Source organism: Streptococcus sp. E29BA, assembly GCF_041807805.1.
In the GTDB taxonomy this organism is placed as follows: domain Bacteria; phylum Bacillota; class Bacilli; order Lactobacillales; family Streptococcaceae; genus Streptococcus; species Streptococcus entericus.
This window is the reverse complement of the sequence record NZ_JBGTZA010000031.1, coordinates 1-22,642: the sequence shown is the minus strand read 5'-3', so window position 1 is coordinate 22,642 and position 22,642 is coordinate 1. Positions and strand designations below refer to the sequence as shown.

Sequence of the window (22,642 nt, the reverse complement as noted above, 5' to 3'; positions counted from 1 at the left end):
TATGGAACTTTTTTTCTACACTCAAAAGGCTCTATAATCTCCATGGTGGATTTACCCACTACAGAAATTATAGAGCCTTTGTTATTGCTGATTTGAAAGTTTTTGAGAGATATTGCTTGACATTGGCAGAAAATATGGTAAACTAATAGCGTAAACGATTGCAAAGGAGGTGGAGGTCATCTTAAAATCAGAACGAAAACGCCTGATTGCTGAGAAAATCGCTCAGGATGGAGTGGTGAGCTTAGAGAGTTTGGTTGATTTGCTGGCGACCTCTGAGTCTACGGTTCGCAGAGATTTGGATGAGCTGGAGATGGAAGGCAAGCTTCGTCGGATTCACGGCGGGGCGGAGAAAATCCAAACCTTACAGGAAGAGCTGACCAATCAGCAAAAATCTGTCAAAAACGTGCAAGATAAGCAACGCCTTGCCCGCTATGCCAAGACCTTGGTAGCTGATGGGGATGTGATTTTTATCGATTCTGGGACGACGACAGACTTGCTGGTCGAAGAGCTAAATCAGCAGGTGACGGTGGTGACCAACTCTATTCACCATGCGGTTAAGCTGGTGGATAGGGGCATAAGGACCATTATCATCGGTGGGGACATCAAGTCCTCAACGGATGCTTCTATCGGCCCTCTGGCATTGACCCAAATCCAAGGACTGAACTTTGACAAAGCCTTTCTGGGGATGAATGGCATTGACGATGGCTATCTGACCACGCCAGATATGGCTGAGGCAGCGGTCAAGTCCGCCATTATTGCCAATAGCCGCCAGACCTATATTTTGGCGGACAGCTCAAAATTGGGTGAGGTTTCCTTTGTCAAGGTGGCACCCGTGACGGCAGTGACGATTCTGACGACGACGACCGATAAAGCAATCCTTACACGACTAAAAACAGAAACGAGGGTGATTGACCTATGATTTATACGGTAACACTCAACCCTTCCATCGACTTTATCGTTCGGCTGGACAGCCTTGAGACAGGCAGTGTCAATCGTATGACCAGCGACGATAAGTATGTCGGTGGCAAGGGCATTAACGTCAGTCGCATTCTCCATAGCTTAGGCATAGAGAGTAAGGCGACAGGCTTTGTCGGTGGCTTTACGGGTGCTTTTATCCGTGATGGCTTGACAGCTGAGGGCATCGCTCACCAGTTTGTCACAGTGGCGGAGGACACCCGCATTAACGTCAAGATTAAGGCTGATATAGAGACGGAAATCAACGGGGCGGGACCTGTCATTTCCACGGAGAAGATGGCAGAGCTGGAAAGCCAGCTTGGTCAGCTGACGGCTGAGGATGTGGTCGTCTTTGCAGGCTCTGCACCTACCAGTCTGGGCAATCAAGTCTATAACCGCTTGATTCCACTGGTGCGCGAGACCGGTGCACAGGTGGTCTGTGACTTTGAAGGGCAGACCTTGCTGGACAGCTTGACCCATCAGCCTTTGCTTGTCAAGCCAAACAATCATGAGCTGGAAGCTATTTTTGGGGTGGAACTCAATGGTCTGGACGATGTTGAGCGCTATGCCCGTGAGATTTTGGCCAAGGGTGCTCAAAATGTGATTGTGTCCATGGCAGGCGACGGTGCGCTGCTCGTGACGCCAGAAGCGGCTTATTTCGCCAAGCCAATCAAGGGTGTGGTAAAAAACTCAGTCGGTGCAGGAGATTCCATGGTGGCTGGTTTTACAGGGAAGCTGGTTGAGACTGGTGACCCAGTTGAAGCCCTCAAATGGGGTGTCGCCTGTGGCACGGCAACAGCCTTCTCAGATGATTTGGCTGACATGAGCTTTATCACAGAAACTTATCAAAAAGTAGAGGTAGAAACACGATGAAACTTCAGGATTTACTGAACAAAAATGTCATGTTGCTGGACTTGCAAGCAACAACAAAGGAAGCAGCCATCAATGAGATGATTGCGAAATTGGTGGAACAAGGCGTGGTGACGGATGCGGACACCTTTAAGACAGGGATTATGAACCGTGAGGCGCAGATGACAACTGGTCTCGGTGATGGAATTGCCATGCCCCACAGCAAAAATGCTTCGGTTAAGGAGGCGACTGTCCTCTTTGCTAAGTCAAACAAGGGTGTGGACTATGCGTCGCTGGACGGTCAGCCAACGGACTTGTTCTTCATGATTGCAGCGCCAGAAGGGGCAAACGATACCCACTTGGCAGCTCTTGCAGACTTGTCTAAGTATTTATTGAAAGAGGGCTTTGCGGCAAAACTCCGTCAAGCAGGCTCAGCAGAAGAGGTAGTGGCAGCTTTCAACTCAGAAGAAGCCGCTGCGACAGCTTCAGCTGACAGCTCAGCACCAGCTAGCCAAGACTTTATCGTGGCAGTCACAGCTTGTACGACAGGGATTGCCCACACCTACATGGCAGAAGAGGCTCTTAAAAAAGTAGCGGCTGAGATGGGTGTTGGGATCAAGGTAGAAACCAACGGTGCCTCAGGTGTTGGTAACCGCTTGACCACTGAGGACATTGCTAATGCCAAAGGGGTTATCATCGCCGCAGATAAGGCAGTTGAGATGGACCGCTTTAACGGTAAACAACTGGTACAACGTCCAGTCGCAGACGGTATCAAGAAAACAGAAGAACTCATCAACATCATCTTAGATGGAAAGGCGGACACCTACGTGGCGAAAAATGACGGTCAAACAGCAGCGGCAGCTGCGCCAACTAGCCTTGGTGGTGCCTTCTATAAGCACCTCATGAGCGGGGTGTCTCAAATGCTCCCATTTGTTATCGGTGGCGGTATCATCATCGCCTTGGCCTTCTTGATTGACGGTGCGCTCGGTGTGCCACAGGATAGTCTGGGTAGCCTTGGTTCTTACAATGAATTGGCAGCTATGTTTATGAAAATCGGCGGGGCAGCCTTCGGCTTCATGTTGACACTGCTGGCTGGTTATATCGCTTACTCCATCGCTGAAAAACCAGGTCTAGTTGCTGGTTTCGTGGCAGGTGCCATTGCTAAAGACGGTCTGGCTATCGGTAAGATTGAATTTGGTGCAGCAGCAGAAGGTGCTGTACCAACAGCGGTATCATCAGGCTTCCTCGGTGCCCTTGTCGGTGGTTTCTTGGCTGGTGCGGTTGTCCTTGGTCTCAAGAAAGCCTTGGCAAACTTGCCAAAATCTCTGGAAGGGATTAAGTCAATCCTTCTCTACCCACTTCTTGGTGTCTTGATTACTGGTTTCCTCATGTACTTTGTCAATATTCCTATGGCGGCAATTAACGAAGGCATGAACAGCTTCTTGTCAGGTCTTGAAGGCAGCTCTGCTATTCTCCTCGGTCTTGTTCTTGGGGGCATGATGGCGGTCGATATGGGTGGTCCAGTCAACAAGGCGGCCTACGTCTTTGGTACAGGAACCTTGGCAGCGACTGTGGCCAACGGTGGTTCTGTAGCGATGGCAGCGGTTATGGCTGGCGGCATGGTGCCACCACTTGCGGTCTTTGTTGCCACTCTCCTTTACAAAAACAAGTTCACTGCTGAAGAACGTAACTCTGGTTTGACCAATATTGTGATGGGGTTGTCCTTCATTACAGAAGGAGCGATTCCGTTTGGTGCAGCTGACCCAGCGCGTGCTATTCCTAGCTTTGTAGCTGGTTCTGCTCTGGCGGGTGCCTTGGTCGGTCTGTCTGGTATCAAGCTCATGGCGCCACACGGCGGTATCTTCGTGATTGCTCTTACCAGCAATCCAGTGCTCTACATCGCCTTTATCCTCATCGGAGCTATTGTTTCAGGTATCCTTTACGGTGCTTTGCGTCAGGCAAAATAAGCGCTTAAACCTCGTCCTTGTGGCGGGGTTTTTATGTATTTGAAAAGATTATCAAAGCCATCAGATCTGACAGACAGGCTACAACTGCTACAAAAAAAGCTCACCAGTATCTGGGGAGAGCTTCATCAAGCCCTTTGCTTGTCCTACTAATGAATTAGTTTAGAAATAGTTGTAGTAGCGGTCCACTGTTTCCTTTTTATCTTCTTCATTTTTCTCGTTAAATCTTTTCTATCAAGCCATATAGCGATGTAACACCTGCATGATCACTGTCAGAAAAGCTATTTTGCTCTCCTTGTGGTATAATGAGACCATGAAGATTAGACCTGCAACCCCTGCGGACGCGGCAGCGCTTGTCGCCATTTACGCCCCTTATGTGACAGATACAGCAATCACCTTTGAAATTGAGGTGCCTAGCGCCAGCGATTTCGCCCAGCGAATCCATACCATTAGTCAGCAATTTCCCTATCTCGTCGCTGAAGGTACTGACGGTGCTTTGCTTGGATATGCCTACGCTAGTTCCTATAAGAATCGAGCAGCCTATGATTGGACGGTTGAGCTGTCGGTTTATGTTGACCAGACTGTGCGCCATCATGGCATTGGCAAAGCGCTTTACGATGAGCTTGAGCGCCAGCTTGTTGCAATGGGTATTGTCAATTTTTTGGCTTGCATTGCCCTACCTAACGAGCCTTCCATTGCTTTTCATCTAAAACGTGGTTATGAACAGGTTGCCCATTTTAAAGAAGTTGGCTACAAGTTTGACCAGTGGCACGACATCGTCTGGTTGCAAAAGCAGGTTTTGACAAATAAAAATCGTTGACAATTAGTAGTCAAAATGGTAGTAGTGACATCTTTCAGAATAAACCAAAGTTTTTGTCACGCACTACTCTGTTATTTTAGTTAACAACTGCTCCAGTACAGCCTTGTTGCTGATTTTTGCTCATCTTGTTCGCTACCGTAGCGAAAATCAGACATGTTCGTTTTTTTTTGCTAGAATAGAAGGAACAGAAGAAAAAGGAGGCGTCTTATGACCCATTACGATTTATTGGTTATCGGCTTTGGTAAGGCTGGTAAGACTCTGGCTGGCAAACTGTCAGCAGCTGGCAAAAAGGTGGCTCTGGTCGAGGAAAATTCGGCCATGTACGGTGGGACCTGCATTAACATCGGCTGTATCCCAACCAAGACCCTGATTGTGGCAGCTGAGAAAAACTGGGATTTTGCGCAAGCCATGTCCCAAAAAGAAACTGTTGTGACCCGTCTGCGTAACAAGAACGAGGCTGTTCTTAAAGGCGCAGGTGTTGACCTCTATAACGCCCGTGCCCGCTTTGTTGCAAACAAGACCGTGGAGCTGACGGCTGGCGAGGACAAGGAGCAATTGACGGCGGATATCATTGTAATCAACACAGGAGCTAAGTCCAATGTCCTGCCGATTCCTGGGCTTTTAGATACCGCCGGTGTTTATGACAGCACAGGTATCCAGCAGTTGAGTGAGCGTCCTGAACGTCTGGGTATCATTGGAGGTGGCAACATCGGTCTCGAGTTCGCTAGCCTTTACAGCAAACTGGGCAGCCAAGTAACTGTTTTTGATGCCGCACCGACCATTCTCGGTCGCGATGAGGAAGTGGTCGCTAAGTTGGCTAAGAGTTACCTAGAGGAAGACGGCGTTAGCTTCAAACTCGGTGTCTCGATTTCTGGGGTGAAAAATAGCGGAGCGACTGTCCTTGTAACCGCAGATGGGGAAGACTATGCTTTTGACGCTGTTCTCTATGCCACAGGTCGCAAGCCAGCTACTGAGGATTTGGGTCTTGAGAACACCGACATCGAACTGACTGAGCGTGGGGCAATCAAGGTTGATGACTACTGCGAGACAACGGTTAAAGATATCTACGCTGTCGGCGATGTCAATGGAGGTCTTCAGTTTACCTACACCTCGTTAGATGATTTCCGTATCGTCTTTGGCAAACTGACTGGCAATGGTGACTACAAACGCAGTGACCGTGGTCAGGTACCGACGACTGTCTTTATCGAACCAGCCCTGTCTCGTGTCGGCTTGACCGAAAAAGAGGCCATTGCTGCAGGCTACGAGGTCATCGCTAATGAATTGCCAGTCGCCAACATGCCACGTGCCCATGTCAACAACGATCTCCGTGGTATTTACAAGGTCGTCGTGGATAAAAAGACCAAGCTTATCCTGGGAGCAACCCTCTTTGGAGCTGGGTCTCAGGAGATTATTAACCTCCTGACCATGGCGATTGACAATAAGATTCCTTACACCTACATCAAGAACCAACTCTTCACTCATCCAACGATGGCTGAGAACTTGAACGATGTCTTTAATTTCTAAAAAAATGACCACCGACTGAGAAGTTGGTGGTTTTATGGTATAATAGGCTATGCTCATTAACAGAAAAAGTTACTTCTATCTCTTAATCCTGACTATTTTTCTCGGCTTATCATCCAGGAAGCTAGTGATTTTTCCAGCAGAACTGGGTGATGCCTTGTGGGCTGTTGCTGTTTATTTGGGTTATCGGCTGATTTTGATGTCAACCAGTCGTCGAACAACAGCTATTTTAGCGCTAGTCACTAGTTTTGTGGTGGAATGGTCCCAACTGTTGACGTGGGACTGGCTTCTTGCTATCAGACAGACGACACTAGGGCATTTGTTTTTAGGACAAGGCTTCCGCTTTTGGGATTTAGTCGCCTATGCTGTTGGCATTCTGGCTATTTTTCTGATTGATGATCGACTATTAAAAAAGGAGTGACGCGGTGATTACCCCAAAAATGGATCAATACTACGAGAAAATACGTGACAAGAAGCGACAAGATTATCGTCGCCTTAACTACCAAACCTTGGTTTATCCTGAATTGATTTTTATCGGGGATTCCATTACCGAATGGTTCCCCATTGAGCGTTTGATGAATATCAAACGTACCTGGGTTAATCGTGGTAGCGCAGCCTCAAACAGCCAGCACCTTCTGGATCATCTAGCAGTTCATGTGTTCGGCTCAGCAGTTCGTCAAGTGGTGCTTTTAATTGGGACTAACGATATTGGTTATGATTTGCCACGCGAAAAGACGCTTGCTAACGTTCGGGAGATGATTGGTCAGATTAGGGCGGATTACCCATTAGCGACAGTCTATCTGCTTGAAGTTTTACCAGTGAATGAGGATAAGGTCTATTATCATACCGTGGATAATCGGACAAATCAGGCTATCCAAGACCTGAATGCAGGCTATGCTGCCTTAGCAGACGACCTAGCGGGTGTGGAGTTGGTCAACACTTACCACTCTTTCCTGAATGAAGCCGGTCAACTTGCCCCTGATTTAACAAAAGATGGACTACATCTCAGTGAAGCAGGCTATGTTCTCTTAGCGGAGATCCTACAGCAGGTGATTTAACTGAAGGATTGTGGTATAATGAGAAACGCATTTATTCTAGTCAGAAGGAAGTGTAGCAGCCATGCGCATAAAAATCCATCTCAAGTGTAGCCAGTGTGGCAGTAAAAATTACCTGACCAGTAAAAATAAAACCACTCATCCAGAAAAAATTCAAGTGACAAAATACTGTCCCAAAGAGAGAAAAGTGACCTTACATCTTGAATGTTAAGTGAAAATGTGTTAGAATGGTCAAGATGATAGTGGAGGACACACGAGATGTATAGCATTTTACTCACCATTTTACTTGTTTTATCTGGGCTCTTAGTGGTCGCAATTTTTATGCAACCGCAGAAAAACCCAAGCAGCAACGTTTTCGATAGCAGTGGTTCAGAAGCTCTCTTTGAGCGGACAAAGGCACGTGGATTTGAAGCATTTATGCAACGTTTCACGGGAATTTTGGTCTTTTTCTGGATGGCCATTGCCTTGGTGCTAGCTATTTTATCAAGTAAATAGTCAAGTGAGCTTGTGACGGTTGTCCCAAGCTCTTTTATTGCTTTGAAAATAGCAGAGCGATGTCCTCTACTGGTTTAAACCTCCCCTGACAGAACAATCAGACGGTGTGGTCTGTGAAAAAAAGGATACATGCTATCAAACAAAAGGATTAAAGGAAATGAAAGAACAATTACTAACTTATTTACAGGAGCATGGCAAGTCCAGTGTCCATCAGCTCGCTGAAGGTCTCGATATGGCGACCTCGGCAGGCTTTCGTGACCTGGTCAAGACCATCTCCAAACTAGAAAGCCAAGGGCGACTTACCTTCGATGACCAAGGGAACATTGCCCTAAACACTAAGAAACCAAAGAGACAGGACATCACCCTCACAGGGATTTTCCGTGCCAATAAGGCAGGTTTTGGTTTTGTTAGTGTCGATGAGGCAGAAAATGACCTTTTTGTCGGTCGTAACGATGTCGGCCATGCCTTGGATGGTGATACCGTTGAGGTTGCTATCACCAAGGTTGGTGACCGCCTCAAAGGCACGGCTGCTGAAGTCCGTGTGGTCAAGGTGGTCAAGCGTGCGCTCACAACCGTGGTTGGCAAGGTGATACTCGACAATCAACAGCCAGACTACATCGGCTACATGACCAACAAAAACCAGAAAATCCAGCAACGGATTTACCTCAAGCCAACCTCATTGGTGCTTGAGGGGTCAGAGATTGTCAAGATTGCTATCGAGACTTATCCTAGTCGCCAAAATGATTATTTTGTAGCGAGCATTCGTGACATTATCGGGCACGAGGGGGATGTTGGGATTGATGTCTTAGAGGTGCTAGAGAGCATGGATATTGTGTCCGAGTTCCCAGCAGCTGCACTGGCGGAGGCCGACGCTTTGCCAGATGTGCCGCAAGAGAAGGACTATGTTGGTCGGGTCGATTTGCGTCAGGAACTGACCTTTACCATTGACGGGGCGGATGCTAAGGACTTGGACGATGCCGTTCACATCAAGCGGTTGGACAACGGCAACTTCGAGCTGGGGGTTCACATCGCTGATGTGTCCTATTATGTGACTGAAGGGTCCGAGCTGAACAAGGAAGCACTCAAGCGGGGGATATCAGTCTATGTGACTGACCGAGTGGTTCCCATGCTACCAGAACGCCTGTCTAACGGCATCTGTTCCCTCAACCCGCAGGTGGATCGCCTGACCCAGTCGGCCATCATGGAGATTGACCGTCAGGGGCGCGTGGTTGATTATCAGATCTGCCAGTCAGTCATCAAGACCACCTACCGCATGACCTACACCGACGTTAATGGCATGTTGGCGGGTGATGAGGCTCTTTTGGAGCAGTATCACTTGATTGCTGCGGCGGTTAGGGACATGGCAGAGCTACATAGGATTCTCAAGCAGATGAGGGAGCGTCGGGGTAGTCTCAACTTTGATACCAGAGAGAGTAAGATTCTCGTTGACGAGAAGGGTCTACCTCTTGATGTTGTTGTCAGGGAACGTGGGGTTGCTGAGCGCTTGATTGAGTCCTTCATGCTTGCAGCTAATGAATGCGTGGCTCAGCACTTCAATAAGCTCAACCTGCCTTTCATCTATCGGATTCACGAGGAGCCAAAGGCAGAAAAGTTACAGAAATTCATCGACTATGCTAGCCTTTTTGGGGTTCAGGTTCGAGGTACTGCCAGCAAGATTTCGCAAGAAGCCCTGCAAGATGTTATGAAGCATATCGAGGGGCAGCCAGGCAGCGATGTGTTATCCATGATGCTGTTGCGCTCTATGCAGCAGGCGAGGTACTCGGCGCACAACCACGGCCATTATGGGTTGGCAGCAGCCTTTTACACCCACTTTACCAGCCCTATTCGCCGTTACCCTGACCTCTTGGTGCATCGGTTAATCAGAGAGTACGGTCATTTGACGGCTGAACAAGTGGAGCATTTTGAGCAAATCATTCCTGAAATTGCCAGCCAATCATCGGCTTTAGAGCGTCGCGCCATCGATGCAGAGCGAGTGGTTGAAGCCATGAAGAAAGCTGAGTACATGGAAAAACATGTGGGCGAAGACTTTGAAGGTATCATCTCCAGCGTGGTTAAGTTTGGTCTCTTCGTCGAGTTGCCAAATACCATCGAAGGTCTGATTCATGTGACCAATCTACCAGAGTACTATCACTACAATGAAAGGACGCTCAGTCTTCATGGGGAAAAATCTGGCGTGGTCTTCCGTGTTGGTCAGCCCATCAGGGTCAAACTGACCAGGGCGGACAAGGAGACGGGTGATATTGACTTTGACTACCTGCCGAGCGACCTAGATGTTAGGGAAAAGCCAGCGAAGTCAGACAGAACTAGCCGTGCTAGACGGCAGCATAAAAAGCGTCACGAGGACAAGGGAAGCGACAGCAAGTCTCATCGCCTGCGGTCAGGTAAGGCTGTCATTTCCCAAAAAGAAAGAGAGCAGAAGAAGGGCAAAAAGCTCAAGGACAAGGCTAAGAAAGGATCAAAGCATGGCAAAGGGGCAGGGAAATGTCGTCGCGCAAAATAAGAAGGCACGGCATGATTACACGATTGTAGAGACCTATGAGGCAGGGTTGGTGCTGACAGGGACGGAGATTAAGAGTGTCCGTGCGGCGCGGATTCAGCTCAAGGATGGCTATGTGCAGATCAAGCGAGGAGAGGCTTGGCTGGTCAATGTGCATATCAGCCCCTTTGAGCAGGGCAATATCTGGAACACCGACCCTGAGCGTACCCGCAAGCTCCTCCTCAAGCGCAAGGAAATCGCGAAGCTGGAGCAGGAGGTCAAGGGCACAGGCATGACCATCGTACCGCTCAAGGTCTATCTCAAGGATGGCTTTGCTAAGCTCTTGATCGGTCTGGCCAAAGGGAAACATGACTACGACAAGCGTGAGTCCATCAAGCGTCGTGATCAGAACAGGGATATCAAGCGCACCATGAAGAACTTTAATGGACGATAAACACAACCCTCTGACCTTTGTCAGAGGGTTGCTCTTTTGTGAGGAAAAATGTTCAGCTAATCAAAGCCCAAAGATCAGCAAGACTATTCCAAGCAATATGCATCACGATAGGGATGTAGATGTTCTTACTGTAGCGATAAGCCATAGATAGGGCTAAACTAGGTATCAGATAAAAGATAAAGGCTATCCACGACCATGAATAGCCGATAAAATGGAAGGCTGAAAAGAAAGAAGCTGACAATAAGACATCGAGGTAATGACGTGAGTTTTTGAAATAAGCATCCATAAAATCGGCACGACAGATGAGTTCTTCTAGGATGGGACCGATGATATTATAATTTAAAATGAGCAAGGCTTGTGCCAAGGGGACGAAACTCAAAAAGCTCAATTCTTTCTGAAAACTACTGGTTCCACCATAGTTTATCAGTGATTTTATAGGGAGACGGAGTAACTGAGCACAGACAAAGAGTAAGAGAGCTATCATCACCTGTTGCTTGGTCACGCGCCAGTGATGGAAAAGCTCTTTTTGAAAATGTTTGAGGATAAAAACATAGCTTGCCAGTAGGATTAGCGTGGCAAAAAAGTTAACGATAGAAACATTTGTGATGCCAAAACTATTTTTTCTGTATAAGATAACGACGTACTCATAGCAACGATATAGGATGACCATCAAGATTGGATAGCCCAATCGCTTGAGGTGTTGTTTGATGTCAGAAGATGGTGCCATTAGGGAGTTCTCCGTTTGATTTTTTCCTCATAACTATCAGGTGACATGACGCGACCGCCCCGCCACAGGCAAATGGGTCAATAACCGCAACTCCACCGCTAATATTGAGTAATTCTTTTTCGGTTAATGGTTTCCTTGTTTGAGTTTTCATCTAACAAATTCTCCTTAAAAATTGCTATTGTTACCACTGGCCAGTGATGTTCTGAGTATAGCAATATCAGGGAATTTTTGACGGCTAATTCCTAAACAGTCATCGAAACGTCCAGAATGGTTAGTTTTAACAATATTTTACCATCATTTTATCACCCGATAGTAATGTCGTCAAGAATGATTTAATTGTGTTGAAAACTAACTCTTGTTCAATAAGTTTTCTGAGTAGAAGGAAATTAAAAAATAGTGTATGATAGAAAACGTGTGTAGAAAGGAGGGGTTATGCCCTATATGTTATTTGCCTTGGCAGCCTTTATCGGGGGGATTGTTCAAGGAACGACAGGTTTTGGAGCAGGTGTTATCAGTATGCTTGTTTTGCCCTATCTGTTGCCTTTGCCAGAAGCAGCTGGGGTCTCTGGTGCGATTGCCATTTGGATTTGTGGGATGATTTTCTATCGTTATCGACAGCATGTTAATTGGAGCAATATCTGGGTGATTGTCGCCGTTTATATCATGGCGAGTTTGACCGCTATCCAGATGGCGCCAAGGCTTAATACGACTAGTCTAAAACTAGCTTTCGGTGTCTTTTTAATCGTGTTGGCCCTTTATTTTTTGCTGGTTAAGGATAATCTTGTCATAACACCTAACCTGATGACTAAGGTCATTGTGGGTGGGCTATCTGGTCTGAGTGATGGCTTTTTTGGGATTGGCGGTCCGCTGATGGTTGTGCTGTACCTAGCCTTTTCTAAAAGTCGTGAAGAATATCTCGCGACCTTGCAGTTATCTTTTGTACTGGTTAGCGCAGTCAATTTAGTGCTTCGGTTGCAACAAGGCATTCTGGATTCGTCTCACCTGCCTTTTATCGTTCTGGGTCTCTTAGCCATGACAGGAGGCTTGCAGATTGCCCATCGTCTTAACGAGCGATTAAACCCTAATCATTTGCGACAAGCCACTTATTGGCTGATTGCTTGTTCTGGAATCCTGACTGTGGTGACGACCTTATGGAACTAATAACTCTTCGTCAATGGTTAACCATGCTATGGCTAGTTTGGAACATAGCGGTCGGTTTAGTTTATATTTGGGACAAGTACCGTGCCATCAGAGGAGAATGGCGCATGTCTGAAAAAACGCTATTAACTATAACATCTATCTACGGTGGTACAGGTGCCTACGTGGCTGCTCTGCTCTGTCACCATAAAACAAAAAAATGGTATTTCCACTTGGCATGGTGGTTAGGTATCGTCTTAAGTATAGGCACTTTTTATCTTGTTTTCCGCTATTTTTAAAACGATTGCTTGGCTGTGGGCAATCGTCCCTTTTTTTGTTATAATGGTTTTATGGAAAAATCTCAAAAAATTGCTAATTACCAGCTTATGCTGGCACAAGCTGAAGCGCTGTTTGCTCAAGAAACCAATGCTTTAGCTAATCTTTCAAATGCTTCAGCCTTAATCAATCAGACCTTACCGAACTCCGTTTTTACAGGTTTTTACCTGTTTGATGGGCAAGAATTGATTTTAGGCCCTTTCCAAGGCAAGGTGTCTTGTGTTCATATCGCTCTGGGGAAAGGAGTCTGCGGTGAGTCTGCTGAAAAACGTGAGACCATGATTGTACCAAATGTCAAGGAGCATGCTAATTACATCGCTTGTGATTCAGCTGCCATGTCTGAAATCGTCGTGCCGATGGTTAAAAATGGTCAGCTCATCGGAGTGCTGGATTTGGATAGCCATGTCATTGGTGACTACGATGACGTTGACCAAAACTACCTAGAGCAGTTTGTGGATCTGCTATTAACCAAGACCCGCTTTAATTTTGACATGTTTGGAGCTGACTAATGTATCAAGCCCTATACCGCAAATACCGTAGCCAAACCTTTGACGAGATGGTTGGTCAAGAAGTTATCGCCAAGACCCTCAAGCAGGCAGTGGCGACGGGCAAGATTAGCCATGCCTACCTCTTTTCAGGTCCTCGAGGAACAGGTAAAACCTCCGCTGCCAAGATTTTTGCCAAGGCCATGAACTGTCCCAATCAGGTGGACGGTGAACCTTGTAACGCCTGCGACCTCTGTCAAGATATTACTAGAGGTGCCTTAGAAGATGTCATTGAAATCGATGCTGCTTCTAACAATGGGGTCGATGAAATCCGTGACATCAGAGACAAGTCGACCTATGCCCCCAGCCGAGCTAAGTATAAGGTTTACATCATCGACGAGGTGCACATGCTCTCGACAGGGGCATTTAATGCCTTGCTCAAGACCCTAGAAGAGCCGACAGATAATGTGGTCTTTATCCTTGCGACCACGGAACTTCACAAGATTCCAGCAACAATCCTGTCGCGTGTCCAGCGCTTTGAGTTCAAGAGCATCAAGCCTGCGGCTATCCGAGAGCATCTAGCCCATGTCCTCGACCAAGAACAAATCACCTATGACGAACAAGCTCTAGCTATTATTTCCAAGCAGGCACAAGGTGGGATGCGTGACGCCTTATCTATCCTTGATCAGGCGCTTAGTTTATCAGATGGAACCCAGCTAACGACAAGTGTTGTAGAGGATATCACAGGAACGATTGCCCTGACCGCTTTATCGGCTTATTTTGGTGCTATAGCAGAGCAGGACAGCTTGTCTGCCTTGACGCATTTGCAGACCATCTTTGATAGTGGGAAGAGCATGGGTCGCTTTGCGACTGATTTGCTGACCTACATGCGAGACCTCTTAATCGCTCAGCATGGAGGTGAGGTTGATGGATTAGGAGATCAGGATCACCTTGCCTTACCTGCAGAGCAGCTCTTTACCATGATTGACATTGTGACGAGGAGCTTGTCCGAGATAAAATCAGGCAGTCATCCCAAATTATACGCTGAAATGATGACCATCAAATTGGCTAATCCAGCACAGGAAACAACTCTGCCTGATGATGTGGCTCAACAGCTTAGCAGCTTGAAGCATCAGCTCACAGAGCTCAAGACCTTACTAGCTAGTCTCCAGCAACAACCAAGTGGCTCTGCTATTTCCCAAAAGAAAGCAGCACCAATCAAAAATGCCTACAAGCTGGACAAACGTAAGGTTTTGGAGATTATGGCAGAGACTGTGCAGGAAGCTCAGCAGTCACGCGCCTATCTGGATGCTCTTAAGGGGGCCTGGAATGAGATTTTAGACAGCATTTCACCGCAGGACAGAGCCTTATTGCTTGGTTCTGAACCTGTTTTAGCCAACGCAGAAAATGCGCTCCTAGCATTTGAAACGGCCTTTAGTGCCGAGCAGGTCATGAAGCGAGGCGATCTGAACACTATTTTTGGCAATATCATGAGTCAAGCAGCTGGTTTCTCTCCAAATATTATGGCGGTGACCAAGGCTGATTTCAAGCTGCTTCGGACAGAGTTTGCTAGACAGCATCGGTCCAACGACCAGCCAGCAGAAGAAGTGTCTCAAGAAGCACCAGTTGTCCCAGAAGCTTTTCAATTTCTAGCAGAGAAGATTGAATGGGTAGATGATTAAATCGTCAAAAGAGGTCCTATCGAAACGTATAATTTTCGATAGGACCTCTTTGTGATCAATTGTTTAGGTTGATGGTTAAGCGATTTTAGATGGTTAGTGCGGGTTTAGGTTTAAGAAAAATAAGGGTTGAACCGTTTTTCATTTCCTATCGTCGTGTTCATGCCGTGTCCAGGGTAGACCGTATAGTGGTCAGGCAGGGTAAAGAGCTGTTCGCGAATCCCTGTCAGGAGCGCTTGATGATCGCTGGTTGGCAAGTCTGTTCGTCCGATAGTCCCCTTGAAGAGAGCATCACCTGTAATAACTATTTCGTCTTGGTCAAAGACAAAAGAGACACCTCCGATAGAATGCCCTGGAGTTGGTCGCACAGTAAACTCAAACCCCGCCAGTTGATAGGTTTGGTGAAGCACGAAGATTTTCTCTGCTGGCTGGATGACCACATCGGCCATATCATCATGGCGTGCTAATCCAGAAAGATTAGCAACAGGCGTATAGAGCCAGCTGGCCTCATGTTCTGACACATAGACAGGCGGATGGTTAAATTTTTCGCGGATAATGTCCACGCTCATGATGTGGTCATAATGGGTATGAGTCAAGAGAATGGCTGCAACAGGTTTGTCAATATTGGTCAAAGTGTCTATAATTTTTTGGCTATCACTACCTGGGTCAATGACCAGGACAGCCTGATCGTTAATGAGAAAGTAGGTATTTTCACTAGCAACAGCGTTGATGGTTTTTAAAATTTTCATAAGACCAGTATAGCAAAAAACCTTATATTTTGCATGAATTCAGGACAAAAAATAACACATCTGGTCAAAAAAATTATAAAATAGTCATGAAAGGAGTTTAGAGATGACAACAGATATTTTTTCTGCTATTGAAAAAGGTGCACTGTTATTAGATGTTCGTCCAGCATCTGCCTATGCAGCTGGGCACATCAAGGGTAGTCAGAGCGCTCCCTTGGAGGATTTAGCGACAACTGACTTGCCAGAGGACAAGGAGCAGCCAATCTATGTGCACTGCCGCTTAGGGATTAAGTCTAAAGAAGCCAAAAGCCTTTTGGAAGAAAAGGGCTACACCAACGTGGTCGATTTAGGCTCTATCGATGATATGGTTGCACGTGGCTTTGATTACCAAGAGTTTGGGCAATAGCAGAGCTGATTACACTGAGGTGACATCATCTCAGTTTTTTGGTTGCTTAGATAGCTCTGCCATGTTATCATAGAAGAAAGTATAACCAATAGGAGGGCTTATGGAAACACCGAGCCGTGTGGGACTTTTTGTCCATCTTTATTATAATCGTGATAGCCGAAAACTTAATAAGTACGGTGATTTTCACTACCATTCTAAGAAATGTCGCTATGTCCTCATCTATGTACCATCAGATGACATCGAGGCTGTGATGACAGAGCTCAAGGCTCTGAAATTTGTCAAGAGTGTCCAACCGTCCTATCTGGATGACATTGACCGCCAATTTGTTGGTAATCTGACTGCTCATGAACTGGTCTAGTGACCGAGTGCTTGATAGTGGTTAGTCCATTTTCACTTTGACTGGAAGAATTGAAAATTTCAAAGAAAACCCTTGACAAAAGCAGTCACTTTATTAGATAATAGAAGAAAGAAAACGCTTTTAATATTTTCAAGGAGGTTTGCGATGCAAATTATTAAACGAAATGGTCAGTTAGCTGACTTTGACCCAGATAAGATTTATCAAGCCATCATTAAAGCCGCACGAACAGTCTATGTGATTGATGATACTTGGCGTGAAAATTTGGCTGAAGTAACTAAGAAAGTCGTCATTGATTTGCATGAGGCACAGGTTGAGCGTCCAACAATTTCGATGATTCAATCAATGGTTGAATATCGCCTTTTAGAAGCTGGCTACCTCAATATCGCAGAGCACTATATCTCTTATCGTTTGCAACGCGATTTGGAGCGTAATGGCTATGGTGATTTAATTAGTGTCCATCTAAAATTTGATCAGATTAGATAATCTTTCAACGATTGACCATCTACTCAGAGCCTGTATTCACAACTGATGTGCTTTGACTTGAACTTGATTTTAGTCCTTATCCGCAAGCGTTCTTACCAAATATTGGCAATGAGAACTGATGAGCGTTCGGGCTAAACGGCAAACAAGTCTAGCAAATATCCGTTAGAATGCAGGTTTTTATGCTATAATAAAAAGTATCAATTGGGAGGTGTTCTGGTGAACTATTTATCGGTTAGCGACTTAACCAAGTATTTAAAACTAAAGTTTGACCGTGATCCTTACTTGGAACGGGTTTATTTGACTGGTCAAGTGTCTAACTTTCGTAGACGGCCAACTCACCAGTATTTTTCCCTAAAAGATGACAAGGCTGTGATTCAAGCCACCATGTGGGCTGGTATTTATAAATCACTGGGTTTCGCTCTAGAAGAAGGCATGAAGCTCAATGTTGTTGGTCGTATCCAACTTTATGAACCTGGCGGTAGTTACTCTATTGTCATCGAAAAAGCTGATCCAGATGGCATTGGTGCCCTAGCTGTTGCTTTTGAACAGTTGAAAAAGCGGCTGGGAGAAGCAGGCTATTTTGATGACCGCCATAAACAAGCTCTGCCTCAGTTTGTCAGCAAAATCGGTGTTATTACAAGCCCCAGTGGGGCAGTGATTAAGGACATCATCACCACAGTTAGTCGCCGTTTCCCAGGTGTTGAGATTTTACTATTTCCGACTAAAGTTCAAGGAGATGGGGCTGCTCATGAAGTCGCAACGAACATCCGCTTAGCAAATCAGCGCACTGACCTTGATTTGTTGATTGTTGGGCGAGGCGGTGGCTCAATTGAAGACTTATGGGCTTTTAACGAAGAACTGGTCGTCGAAGCGATTTTTGAATCTCGCCTGCCCATTATCTCCAGTGTCGGTCATGAAACGGATACCACTTTAGCAGATTTTGTGGCGGACAAGCGTGCAGCAACACCAACAGCTGCTGCTGAGCTGGCCACGCCTGTGACCAAGGCTGATGTCGTCGCTTTTGTCAAGGACAGGCAATTACGACTATATCAGGCCGTGCAACGGCGTTTGACTTATCAACAGGAGCGTGTGGCAAAGCTGAATCAGTCGGTAATTTTTCGCCAGCCTGAGCGACTTTATGATAGCTATTTACAGCGTTTGGACAAGTTGCTGACGACCTTAACACATCATTTTAAAGGACGAGTGATGGACGTAGGTGCTTCTCGCCAGCTACTGCACCAGCGTTTGTTGAGTCAAGACCTGGCAGGAACAGTTGAACGAAGAGCTGAGCAAGTGCTCAGTTACCAGCACCGACTAGTTCAACACATGAAACATCAGATTGCGGTCTGCCAAGCTGATGTTGAGCAATATGAGACAAGGCTTCTGTCTCTAGATACGGATCGTATCTTGAAACGAGGCTTTGCCCTCATCCAAAAAGAAGACATCATCACACCATCAGTGCAAGGTATTAAGGTTGGTGATGAGTTGACCATTACACTACAAGATGGGCAATTAGACGTGGAGGTTAAAAATGTCAAAGAAACCAACATTTGAAGAAAATTTGCAGGCCTTAGAGGCGATAGTCAACCGCTTGGAAAATGGTGACGTTCCCCTAGAAGAAGCCTTGAGTGAGTTCCAAAAAGGAATTGGACTATCGAAAACCCTACAACAAACGCTAGCTGAGGCGGAGCAAACGCTGGTTAAGGTGATGCAAGCTGACGGCAGTGAAAAGGATTTAGATTAGATGAAGCATATTGATGGCATCACCAAAGCCTTAGCCGCTTACTATGCTCAATCGCCAGTAGCCAAACGCCTTAACGAGGCTATTTACTATTCTATCGATAGCGGTGGTAAACGTCTTCGCCCTGTCTTGCTCTTGCAACTGTTAGAAGGTTTCGGCGTGTTGTTGACAGATGCCCATTATCAGGTGGCTGCTGGTCTTGAAATGATTCATACAGGTAGTTTGATTCACGATGATTTGCCTGCCATGGATAACGATGACTACCGTCGTGGTCGCTTGACCAACCATAAGCAGTTCGACGAAGCTACAGCGATTTTAGCAGGTGATAGCTTGTTTTTAGACCCGTTTGGTCTGATTGCCAGGGCTGATTTGCCAGCTCAAGTACGACTAAACTTAATCGCTGAGCTGTCGGAAGCTGTGGGCACCTATGGCATGGTGGGTGGTCAGATGCTCGATATGATGGGAGAAGGTCGTCAGTTGACAGTCACTGAACTAAAAACGATTCATGCTAACAAGACGGGCAAGTTGCTTGCTTTCCCTTTCCTTGCCGCTGGGATAATCGCTGAGCTGGACAGTTTATCAATCGCTGATTTGCGTTTAGCAGGCGAACTGGTTGGTTTAGCTTTCCAAGTTCGTGATGATATTTTGGACGTGACAGCTAGCTTTGAAGAGTTAGGAAAGACACCACAAAAAGACTTATCAGCTCAAAAATCAACTTATCCAAGACTGTTAGGTCTAAATGAGTCCTATGACCTTCTCAATGATTGTTTGGATCAAGCGCTAGCTATTTTCCAAAAACTAGAGCGAGACGAGGATGTGGACTTAAGAAAAGTCCGAGACATGATAGAAAGGTTGCGACTTCATGGCTAAAGAACGTGTTGACGTGCTTGCCTATAAGCAAGGGCTTTTTGAGACAAGGGAGCAGGCCAAACGTGGCGTGATGGCTGGTCTAGTGGTTGCTGTGATGAACGGGCAACGCTATGACAAACCTGGTGAGAAGATTGATGAAGCAACGGAACTCAAATTAAAAGGCGAGCGCTTGAAGTATGTTAGTCGTGGTGGGCTAAAGCTGGAGAAGGCGCTGTCTGCTTTTGGATTATCTGTTCTTGACCAAATTGGTCTTGATATTGGGGCTTCAACAGGTGGGTTTACAGACGTTATGCTACAAGCGGGTGCAAAGTCCGTTTATGCTGTTGATGTCGGTACTAATCAACTGGCTTGGAAGTTGCGACAAGACCCACGTGTCCTATCCATGGAACAATACAATTTTCGCTACGCCAGCTTGGCAGATTTTACACATGGTCAGCCGACAGTGGCATCGATTGATGTGAGCTTTATTTCCTTAGCCCTTATACTGCCAGCCTTACATGAGATTTTAGCTGATGGTGGGCAAGTAGTGGCCTTAATCAAACCGCAATTTGAGGCTGGGCGAGAATTTATTGGGAAAAATGGTATTGTTAAAGATCAGGCTGTCCATGAACGGGTCATATATGAGGTGGTAGACAGGTCAGTCCAGTTAGGTTTTTCAGTTCTGAACCTTGATTTCTCTCCTATTCAAGGAGGTCAAGGCAATATTGAGTTTTTAGCTCACCTTGAAAAATCTCCTGCTCCTCAATCATTAGTGCTAGAAAAAATTGTAAGAGTTGTTCAAAATGCTCATGATACCTTTAAACGCGAGAGCAGCGATCATTAAACTAACCCAACCAATCTTACCGATTGTGAACGATAAACTCAGAAGGAGAACTGATGCTACAGGAAATTGCGATTAAAAACTTTGCGATTATCGAAGCGATTCGCCTGACCTTTGATAAGGGGATGACGGTCCTGACTGGTGAAACAGGTGCCGGCAAATCAATTATCATTGATGCCATGAACATGATGCTGGGTAGTCGCGCCAGTCACGATGTGGTTCGCCACGGTCAACTAAAAGCAGAAATCGAAGGGTTATTTTCTGTCAATTATAGCAGTTCTTTGACTCAGTTGCTGACGGATAACGGGATTGATCCAACTGAGGAGTTGATTATTCGCCGAGAGATTTCTGCTAATGGGCGATCAGTCAGTCGTGTTAATGGTCAGTTGGTCAATTTATCAACCTTGAAAGCTATTGGTGAACATTTGGTTGATATTCATGGTCAACATGATCAAGAAGAGCTGATGCGTCCTCAGCACCATATCAGGTTATTAGATAGCTTTGGTGAGCAAGCATTTTGGAACTTGAAAAAAGCGTATCAGGCAAGCTTTGACAGTTATCGCAAAAAGCGCAAGCATTTACTTACTATCAAAAAAAATCAACAGGAGCATCGGGAGCGAATCGAGATGTTGGAGTTCCAGCTTGCAGAGCTAGAAGCAGCCGAACTAAAATCTGGTGAAGACCAAGACTTGCTAGCGGAGCGGGAACGCTTGCTGAACCATAAAACCATCGCAGATACGCTGGTTAATGTCTATGCCTTACTAGATAACGAGGATTTTTCCAGCCTGTCCAATATTCGTTCAGCTATGAATGACCTCCAGACCATTGAAGACTATGATGCAACCTATCAGGAATTCTCCCAACAACTCACCGAGAGTTACTATGGTTTAGAGGAGATTACTAGGCGTTTAGGTGCTACCATTGATGATTTGGAGTTTGATGGTGAGCGCTTGATGATGGTCGAGAATCGTCTTGACGTGATTCATAGCATGACAAAAAAATATGGTGGCACAGTTGATGATGTTTTGATTTATTTTGAGCAAATTAGCAAAGAATATGCGCTCTTAACAGGAGATGATTTTTCGTTTGAAGATTTGGAAAAGGAACTGAAAATCATTGAACGTGACCTTGTCAATCAAGTGAAAGAGCTTTCTACAGCTAGACACCAGCTTGCTGAACAGTTAGAAGAGGATATTCATCAAGAGTTAAAAGACCTTTACATGGAAAAGGCGCGTTTTCAGGTACGTTTCACCAGCTCAAAATTTAGCTGTGAGGGAAATGAGACTGTCGAGTTCTACATTTCAACCAACCCAGGTGAAGAATTTAAGCCTTTAGTCAAGGTGGCTTCAGGAGGCGAATTATCTCGGTTGATGCTGGCTGTTAAGTCTGCTTTTGCTAGACGTGAAGATAAAACAGCTATTGTTTTTGACGAGGTGGATACGGGTGTTTCCGGTCGTGTTGGTCAAGCAATTGCACAAAAAATTTATAAAATTGGCAACCACGGTCAGATTCTAGCCATCTCTCACTTGCCACAAGTTATTGCTATCGCGGATTATCAATTCTTCATTCAAAAACAAAGCGATGAAAAGAGTACCGTGTCTACAGTTCGCCTCTTGACAACAGATGAACGGGTGGAAGAAATTGCAAAAATGCTAGCTGGGGAAAACGTCACAGAGACAGCTAGACAGCAAGCCCGAGAATTACTTGGTATCTAGGTAAAAAATCATAAAAAAGTTAAAAAATCTATCATTTTTTTACAAGAGTTTTCGAATAACTTATTAGGAAGAGATTTCCAAACTATTTTAAGGAGGCTGACCATGTCAGAATTTACATTTGAGATTACAGAGAGATTGCTTGTCCTATCGACCAACGATAAAGGATGGAGTAAGGAGCTCAACCGAGTGAGTTTTAACGGTGCTGAGCCTAAATTTGATATCCGGATGTGGAACGAAGACCACACCAAGATGGGCAAGGGCATCACCTTCACCAACGAGGAATTTAAAACCATTCTGGACGCTTTCCGACCAGGGTATTAAAAACATGAATTATCCCTAGACCTTGAGGGACATGTTGTCGAAAGGATTTGGAACTATGCTAATAGAACCAGATCCTTTTACTATTTGTCAATCAATTGCATGAAAGCATTTTAAGATGATTTCTTAGTCGTTAAAAAGGCTCTTTGTCAACTGTAGTGGGTTGACCCACTTAACACCGAGAGAGGACAGTTCTTGTCTTCTCTCGTTTT

27 protein-coding genes are annotated in these 22,642 nt (G+C 45.8%); 24 read left to right on the top strand and 3 right to left on the bottom strand.

The features are described 5' to 3' along the window. Positions 1-178 precede the first annotated feature (178 nt). The 11 genes from ACERC8_RS07920 (at position 179) to smpB (ending at position 10,609) form a co-directional block, all read left to right on the top strand. Complete coding sequence (locus ACERC8_RS07920; protein ID WP_373659354.1) at positions 179-919, top strand: DeoR/GlpR family DNA-binding transcription regulator; 741 nt, start codon at positions 179-181, stop codon at positions 917-919. Further along, positions 916-1,827 carry a 1-phosphofructokinase gene (pfkB, locus tag ACERC8_RS07915; RefSeq protein ID WP_373659351.1) on the top strand — a complete coding sequence of 304 codons (912 nt, stop codon included), beginning with the start codon at positions 916-918 and terminating at the stop codon, positions 1,825-1,827. The genes ACERC8_RS07920 and pfkB overlap by 4 nt, the downstream gene beginning before the upstream one ends. Next, on the top strand, positions 1,824-3,770 hold the full coding sequence (locus tag ACERC8_RS07910; protein ID WP_373659349.1) for a fructose-specific PTS transporter subunit EIIC: 1,947 nt from the start codon (positions 1,824-1,826) through the stop codon (positions 3,768-3,770). The genes pfkB and ACERC8_RS07910 overlap by 4 nt, the downstream gene beginning before the upstream one ends. 310 nt (positions 3,771-4,080) lie before the next feature. Beyond that, positions 4,081-4,587, top strand: a complete 507-nt coding sequence (locus ACERC8_RS07905) for an N-acetyltransferase family protein (RefSeq protein ID WP_373659348.1) — start codon at positions 4,081-4,083, stop codon at positions 4,585-4,587. 207 nt (positions 4,588-4,794) lie between these two features. Then, on the top strand, positions 4,795-6,111 hold the full coding sequence (locus ACERC8_RS07900; protein ID WP_373659347.1) for an FAD-containing oxidoreductase: 1,317 nt from the start codon (positions 4,795-4,797) through the stop codon (positions 6,109-6,111). A gap of 124 nt (positions 6,112-6,235) precedes the next feature. Beyond that, a complete protein-coding gene (locus tag ACERC8_RS07895; protein WP_373659346.1) occupies positions 6,236-6,529 on the top strand; it encodes a DUF2809 domain-containing protein in 294 nt (97 codons plus the stop codon). 4 nt (positions 6,530-6,533) lie between these two features. After that, positions 6,534-7,166 (top strand): GDSL-type esterase/lipase family protein, encoded by a 633-nt coding sequence (locus tag ACERC8_RS07890; RefSeq protein ID WP_373659344.1) that lies wholly within the window; start codon positions 6,534-6,536, stop codon positions 7,164-7,166. 61 nt (positions 7,167-7,227) lie between these two features. Continuing rightward, the gene (gene rpmG / locus ACERC8_RS07885) at positions 7,228-7,374 is read left to right on the top strand and encodes a 50S ribosomal protein L33 (protein WP_083907116.1); all 147 of its coding nucleotides are present in this window, start codon (positions 7,228-7,230) and stop codon (positions 7,372-7,374) included. Between the two features lie 47 nt (positions 7,375-7,421). After that, positions 7,422-7,658: a preprotein translocase subunit SecG gene (gene secG, locus ACERC8_RS07880; RefSeq protein WP_373659343.1), complete on the top strand. Its 237-nt coding sequence runs from the start codon at positions 7,422-7,424 to the stop codon at positions 7,656-7,658. Between the two features lie 157 nt (positions 7,659-7,815). Continuing rightward, positions 7,816-10,179, top strand: a complete 2,364-nt coding sequence (gene rnr, locus ACERC8_RS07875; protein WP_373659342.1) for a ribonuclease R — start codon at positions 7,816-7,818, stop codon at positions 10,177-10,179. Then, positions 10,142-10,609 (top strand): SsrA-binding protein SmpB, encoded by a 468-nt coding sequence (smpB, locus tag ACERC8_RS07870; protein ID WP_373659341.1) that lies wholly within the window; start codon positions 10,142-10,144, stop codon positions 10,607-10,609. The genes rnr and smpB overlap by 38 nt, the downstream gene beginning before the upstream one ends. Positions 10,610-10,661: 52 nt before the next feature. Here smpB and ACERC8_RS07865 read toward each other — a convergent pair whose 3' ends face one another. Together ACERC8_RS07865 and ACERC8_RS07860 are read right to left on the bottom strand one after the other, a co-directional pair. After that, entirely contained in the window at positions 10,662-11,336 is a 675-nt protein-coding gene (locus tag ACERC8_RS07865) for a lysostaphin resistance A-like protein (protein ID WP_373659340.1), read from the bottom strand. Next, the gene (locus tag ACERC8_RS07860; protein WP_373659339.1) at positions 11,320-11,487 is read right to left on the bottom strand and encodes a hypothetical protein; all 168 of its coding nucleotides are present in this window, start codon (positions 11,485-11,487) and stop codon (positions 11,320-11,322) included. The genes ACERC8_RS07865 and ACERC8_RS07860 overlap by 17 nt, the downstream gene beginning before the upstream one ends. A 281-nt stretch (positions 11,488-11,768) precedes the next feature. Here ACERC8_RS07860 and ACERC8_RS07855 point away from each other — a divergent pair, with 281 nt between their 5' ends. From ACERC8_RS07855 to dnaX, 4 genes are read left to right on the top strand one after another with little or no spacing between them, the layout of a single operon-like run. Continuing rightward, positions 11,769-12,497: a sulfite exporter TauE/SafE family protein gene (locus ACERC8_RS07855; RefSeq protein WP_373659337.1), complete on the top strand. Its 729-nt coding sequence runs from the start codon at positions 11,769-11,771 to the stop codon at positions 12,495-12,497. Then, the gene (locus tag ACERC8_RS07850) at positions 12,488-12,772 is read left to right on the top strand and encodes a DUF1294 domain-containing protein (RefSeq protein ID WP_373659336.1); all 285 of its coding nucleotides are present in this window, start codon (positions 12,488-12,490) and stop codon (positions 12,770-12,772) included. The genes ACERC8_RS07855 and ACERC8_RS07850 overlap by 10 nt, the downstream gene beginning before the upstream one ends. 51 nt (positions 12,773-12,823) lie before the next feature. Beyond that, positions 12,824-13,318, top strand: coding sequence for a GAF domain-containing protein (locus ACERC8_RS07845; protein WP_373659335.1), 495 nt, complete (start codon positions 12,824-12,826; stop codon positions 13,316-13,318). Beyond that, positions 13,318-14,976 carry a DNA polymerase III subunit gamma/tau gene (gene dnaX / locus ACERC8_RS07840; protein ID WP_373659334.1) on the top strand — a complete coding sequence of 553 codons (1,659 nt, stop codon included), beginning with the start codon at positions 13,318-13,320 and terminating at the stop codon, positions 14,974-14,976. The genes ACERC8_RS07845 and dnaX overlap by 1 nt, the downstream gene beginning before the upstream one ends. A gap of 110 nt (positions 14,977-15,086) precedes the next feature. On the opposite strand, the gene ACERC8_RS07835 is transcribed toward dnaX, so the two are convergent. After that, on the bottom strand, positions 15,087-15,722 hold the full coding sequence (locus ACERC8_RS07835; protein ID WP_373659332.1) for an MBL fold metallo-hydrolase: 636 nt from the start codon (positions 15,720-15,722) through the stop codon (positions 15,087-15,089). Between the two features lie 103 nt (positions 15,723-15,825). On the opposite strand from ACERC8_RS07835, the gene ACERC8_RS07830 reads away from it, so the two are divergent. The 9 genes from ACERC8_RS07830 to ACERC8_RS07790 all read left to right on the top strand — a co-directional run bounded on the left by ACERC8_RS07830 (position 15,826) and on the right by ACERC8_RS07790 (position 22,433). After that, complete coding sequence (locus ACERC8_RS07830; protein ID WP_373659331.1) at positions 15,826-16,125, top strand: rhodanese-like domain-containing protein; 300 nt, start codon at positions 15,826-15,828, stop codon at positions 16,123-16,125. Positions 16,126-16,225: 100 nt separating this feature from the next. Next, positions 16,226-16,483 (top strand): DUF2129 domain-containing protein, encoded by a 258-nt coding sequence (locus tag ACERC8_RS07825; RefSeq protein WP_373659330.1) that lies wholly within the window; start codon positions 16,226-16,228, stop codon positions 16,481-16,483. A gap of 144 nt (positions 16,484-16,627) precedes the next feature. Then, complete coding sequence (locus tag ACERC8_RS07820) at positions 16,628-16,966, top strand: ATP cone domain-containing protein (RefSeq protein WP_018368267.1); 339 nt, start codon at positions 16,628-16,630, stop codon at positions 16,964-16,966. 213 nt (positions 16,967-17,179) lie between these two features. After that, on the top strand, positions 17,180-18,520 hold the full coding sequence (gene xseA, locus ACERC8_RS07815; RefSeq protein WP_373659353.1) for an exodeoxyribonuclease VII large subunit: 1,341 nt from the start codon (positions 17,180-17,182) through the stop codon (positions 18,518-18,520). Beyond that, positions 18,498-18,710 (top strand): exodeoxyribonuclease VII small subunit, encoded by a 213-nt coding sequence (locus ACERC8_RS07810; protein WP_018368269.1) that lies wholly within the window; start codon positions 18,498-18,500, stop codon positions 18,708-18,710. Before xseA ends, ACERC8_RS07810 begins: the two co-directional genes overlap by 23 nt. Beyond that, complete coding sequence (locus ACERC8_RS07805; RefSeq protein ID WP_373659329.1) at positions 18,711-19,577, top strand: polyprenyl synthetase family protein; 867 nt, start codon at positions 18,711-18,713, stop codon at positions 19,575-19,577. It begins immediately after the preceding gene. After that, positions 19,570-20,400 (top strand): TlyA family RNA methyltransferase, encoded by an 831-nt coding sequence (locus ACERC8_RS07800; protein ID WP_373659327.1) that lies wholly within the window; start codon positions 19,570-19,572, stop codon positions 20,398-20,400. The genes ACERC8_RS07805 and ACERC8_RS07800 overlap by 8 nt, the downstream gene beginning before the upstream one ends. Before the next feature lie 53 nt (positions 20,401-20,453). Further along, positions 20,454-22,112: a DNA repair protein RecN gene (recN, locus tag ACERC8_RS07795; protein WP_373659326.1), complete on the top strand. Its 1,659-nt coding sequence runs from the start codon at positions 20,454-20,456 to the stop codon at positions 22,110-22,112. A 102-nt stretch (positions 22,113-22,214) separates the two neighbouring features. Continuing rightward, entirely contained in the window at positions 22,215-22,433 is a 219-nt protein-coding gene (locus ACERC8_RS07790; RefSeq protein ID WP_018368273.1) for a YdbC family protein, read from the top strand. The last annotated feature ends 209 nt before the right edge of the window (positions 22,434-22,642 follow it).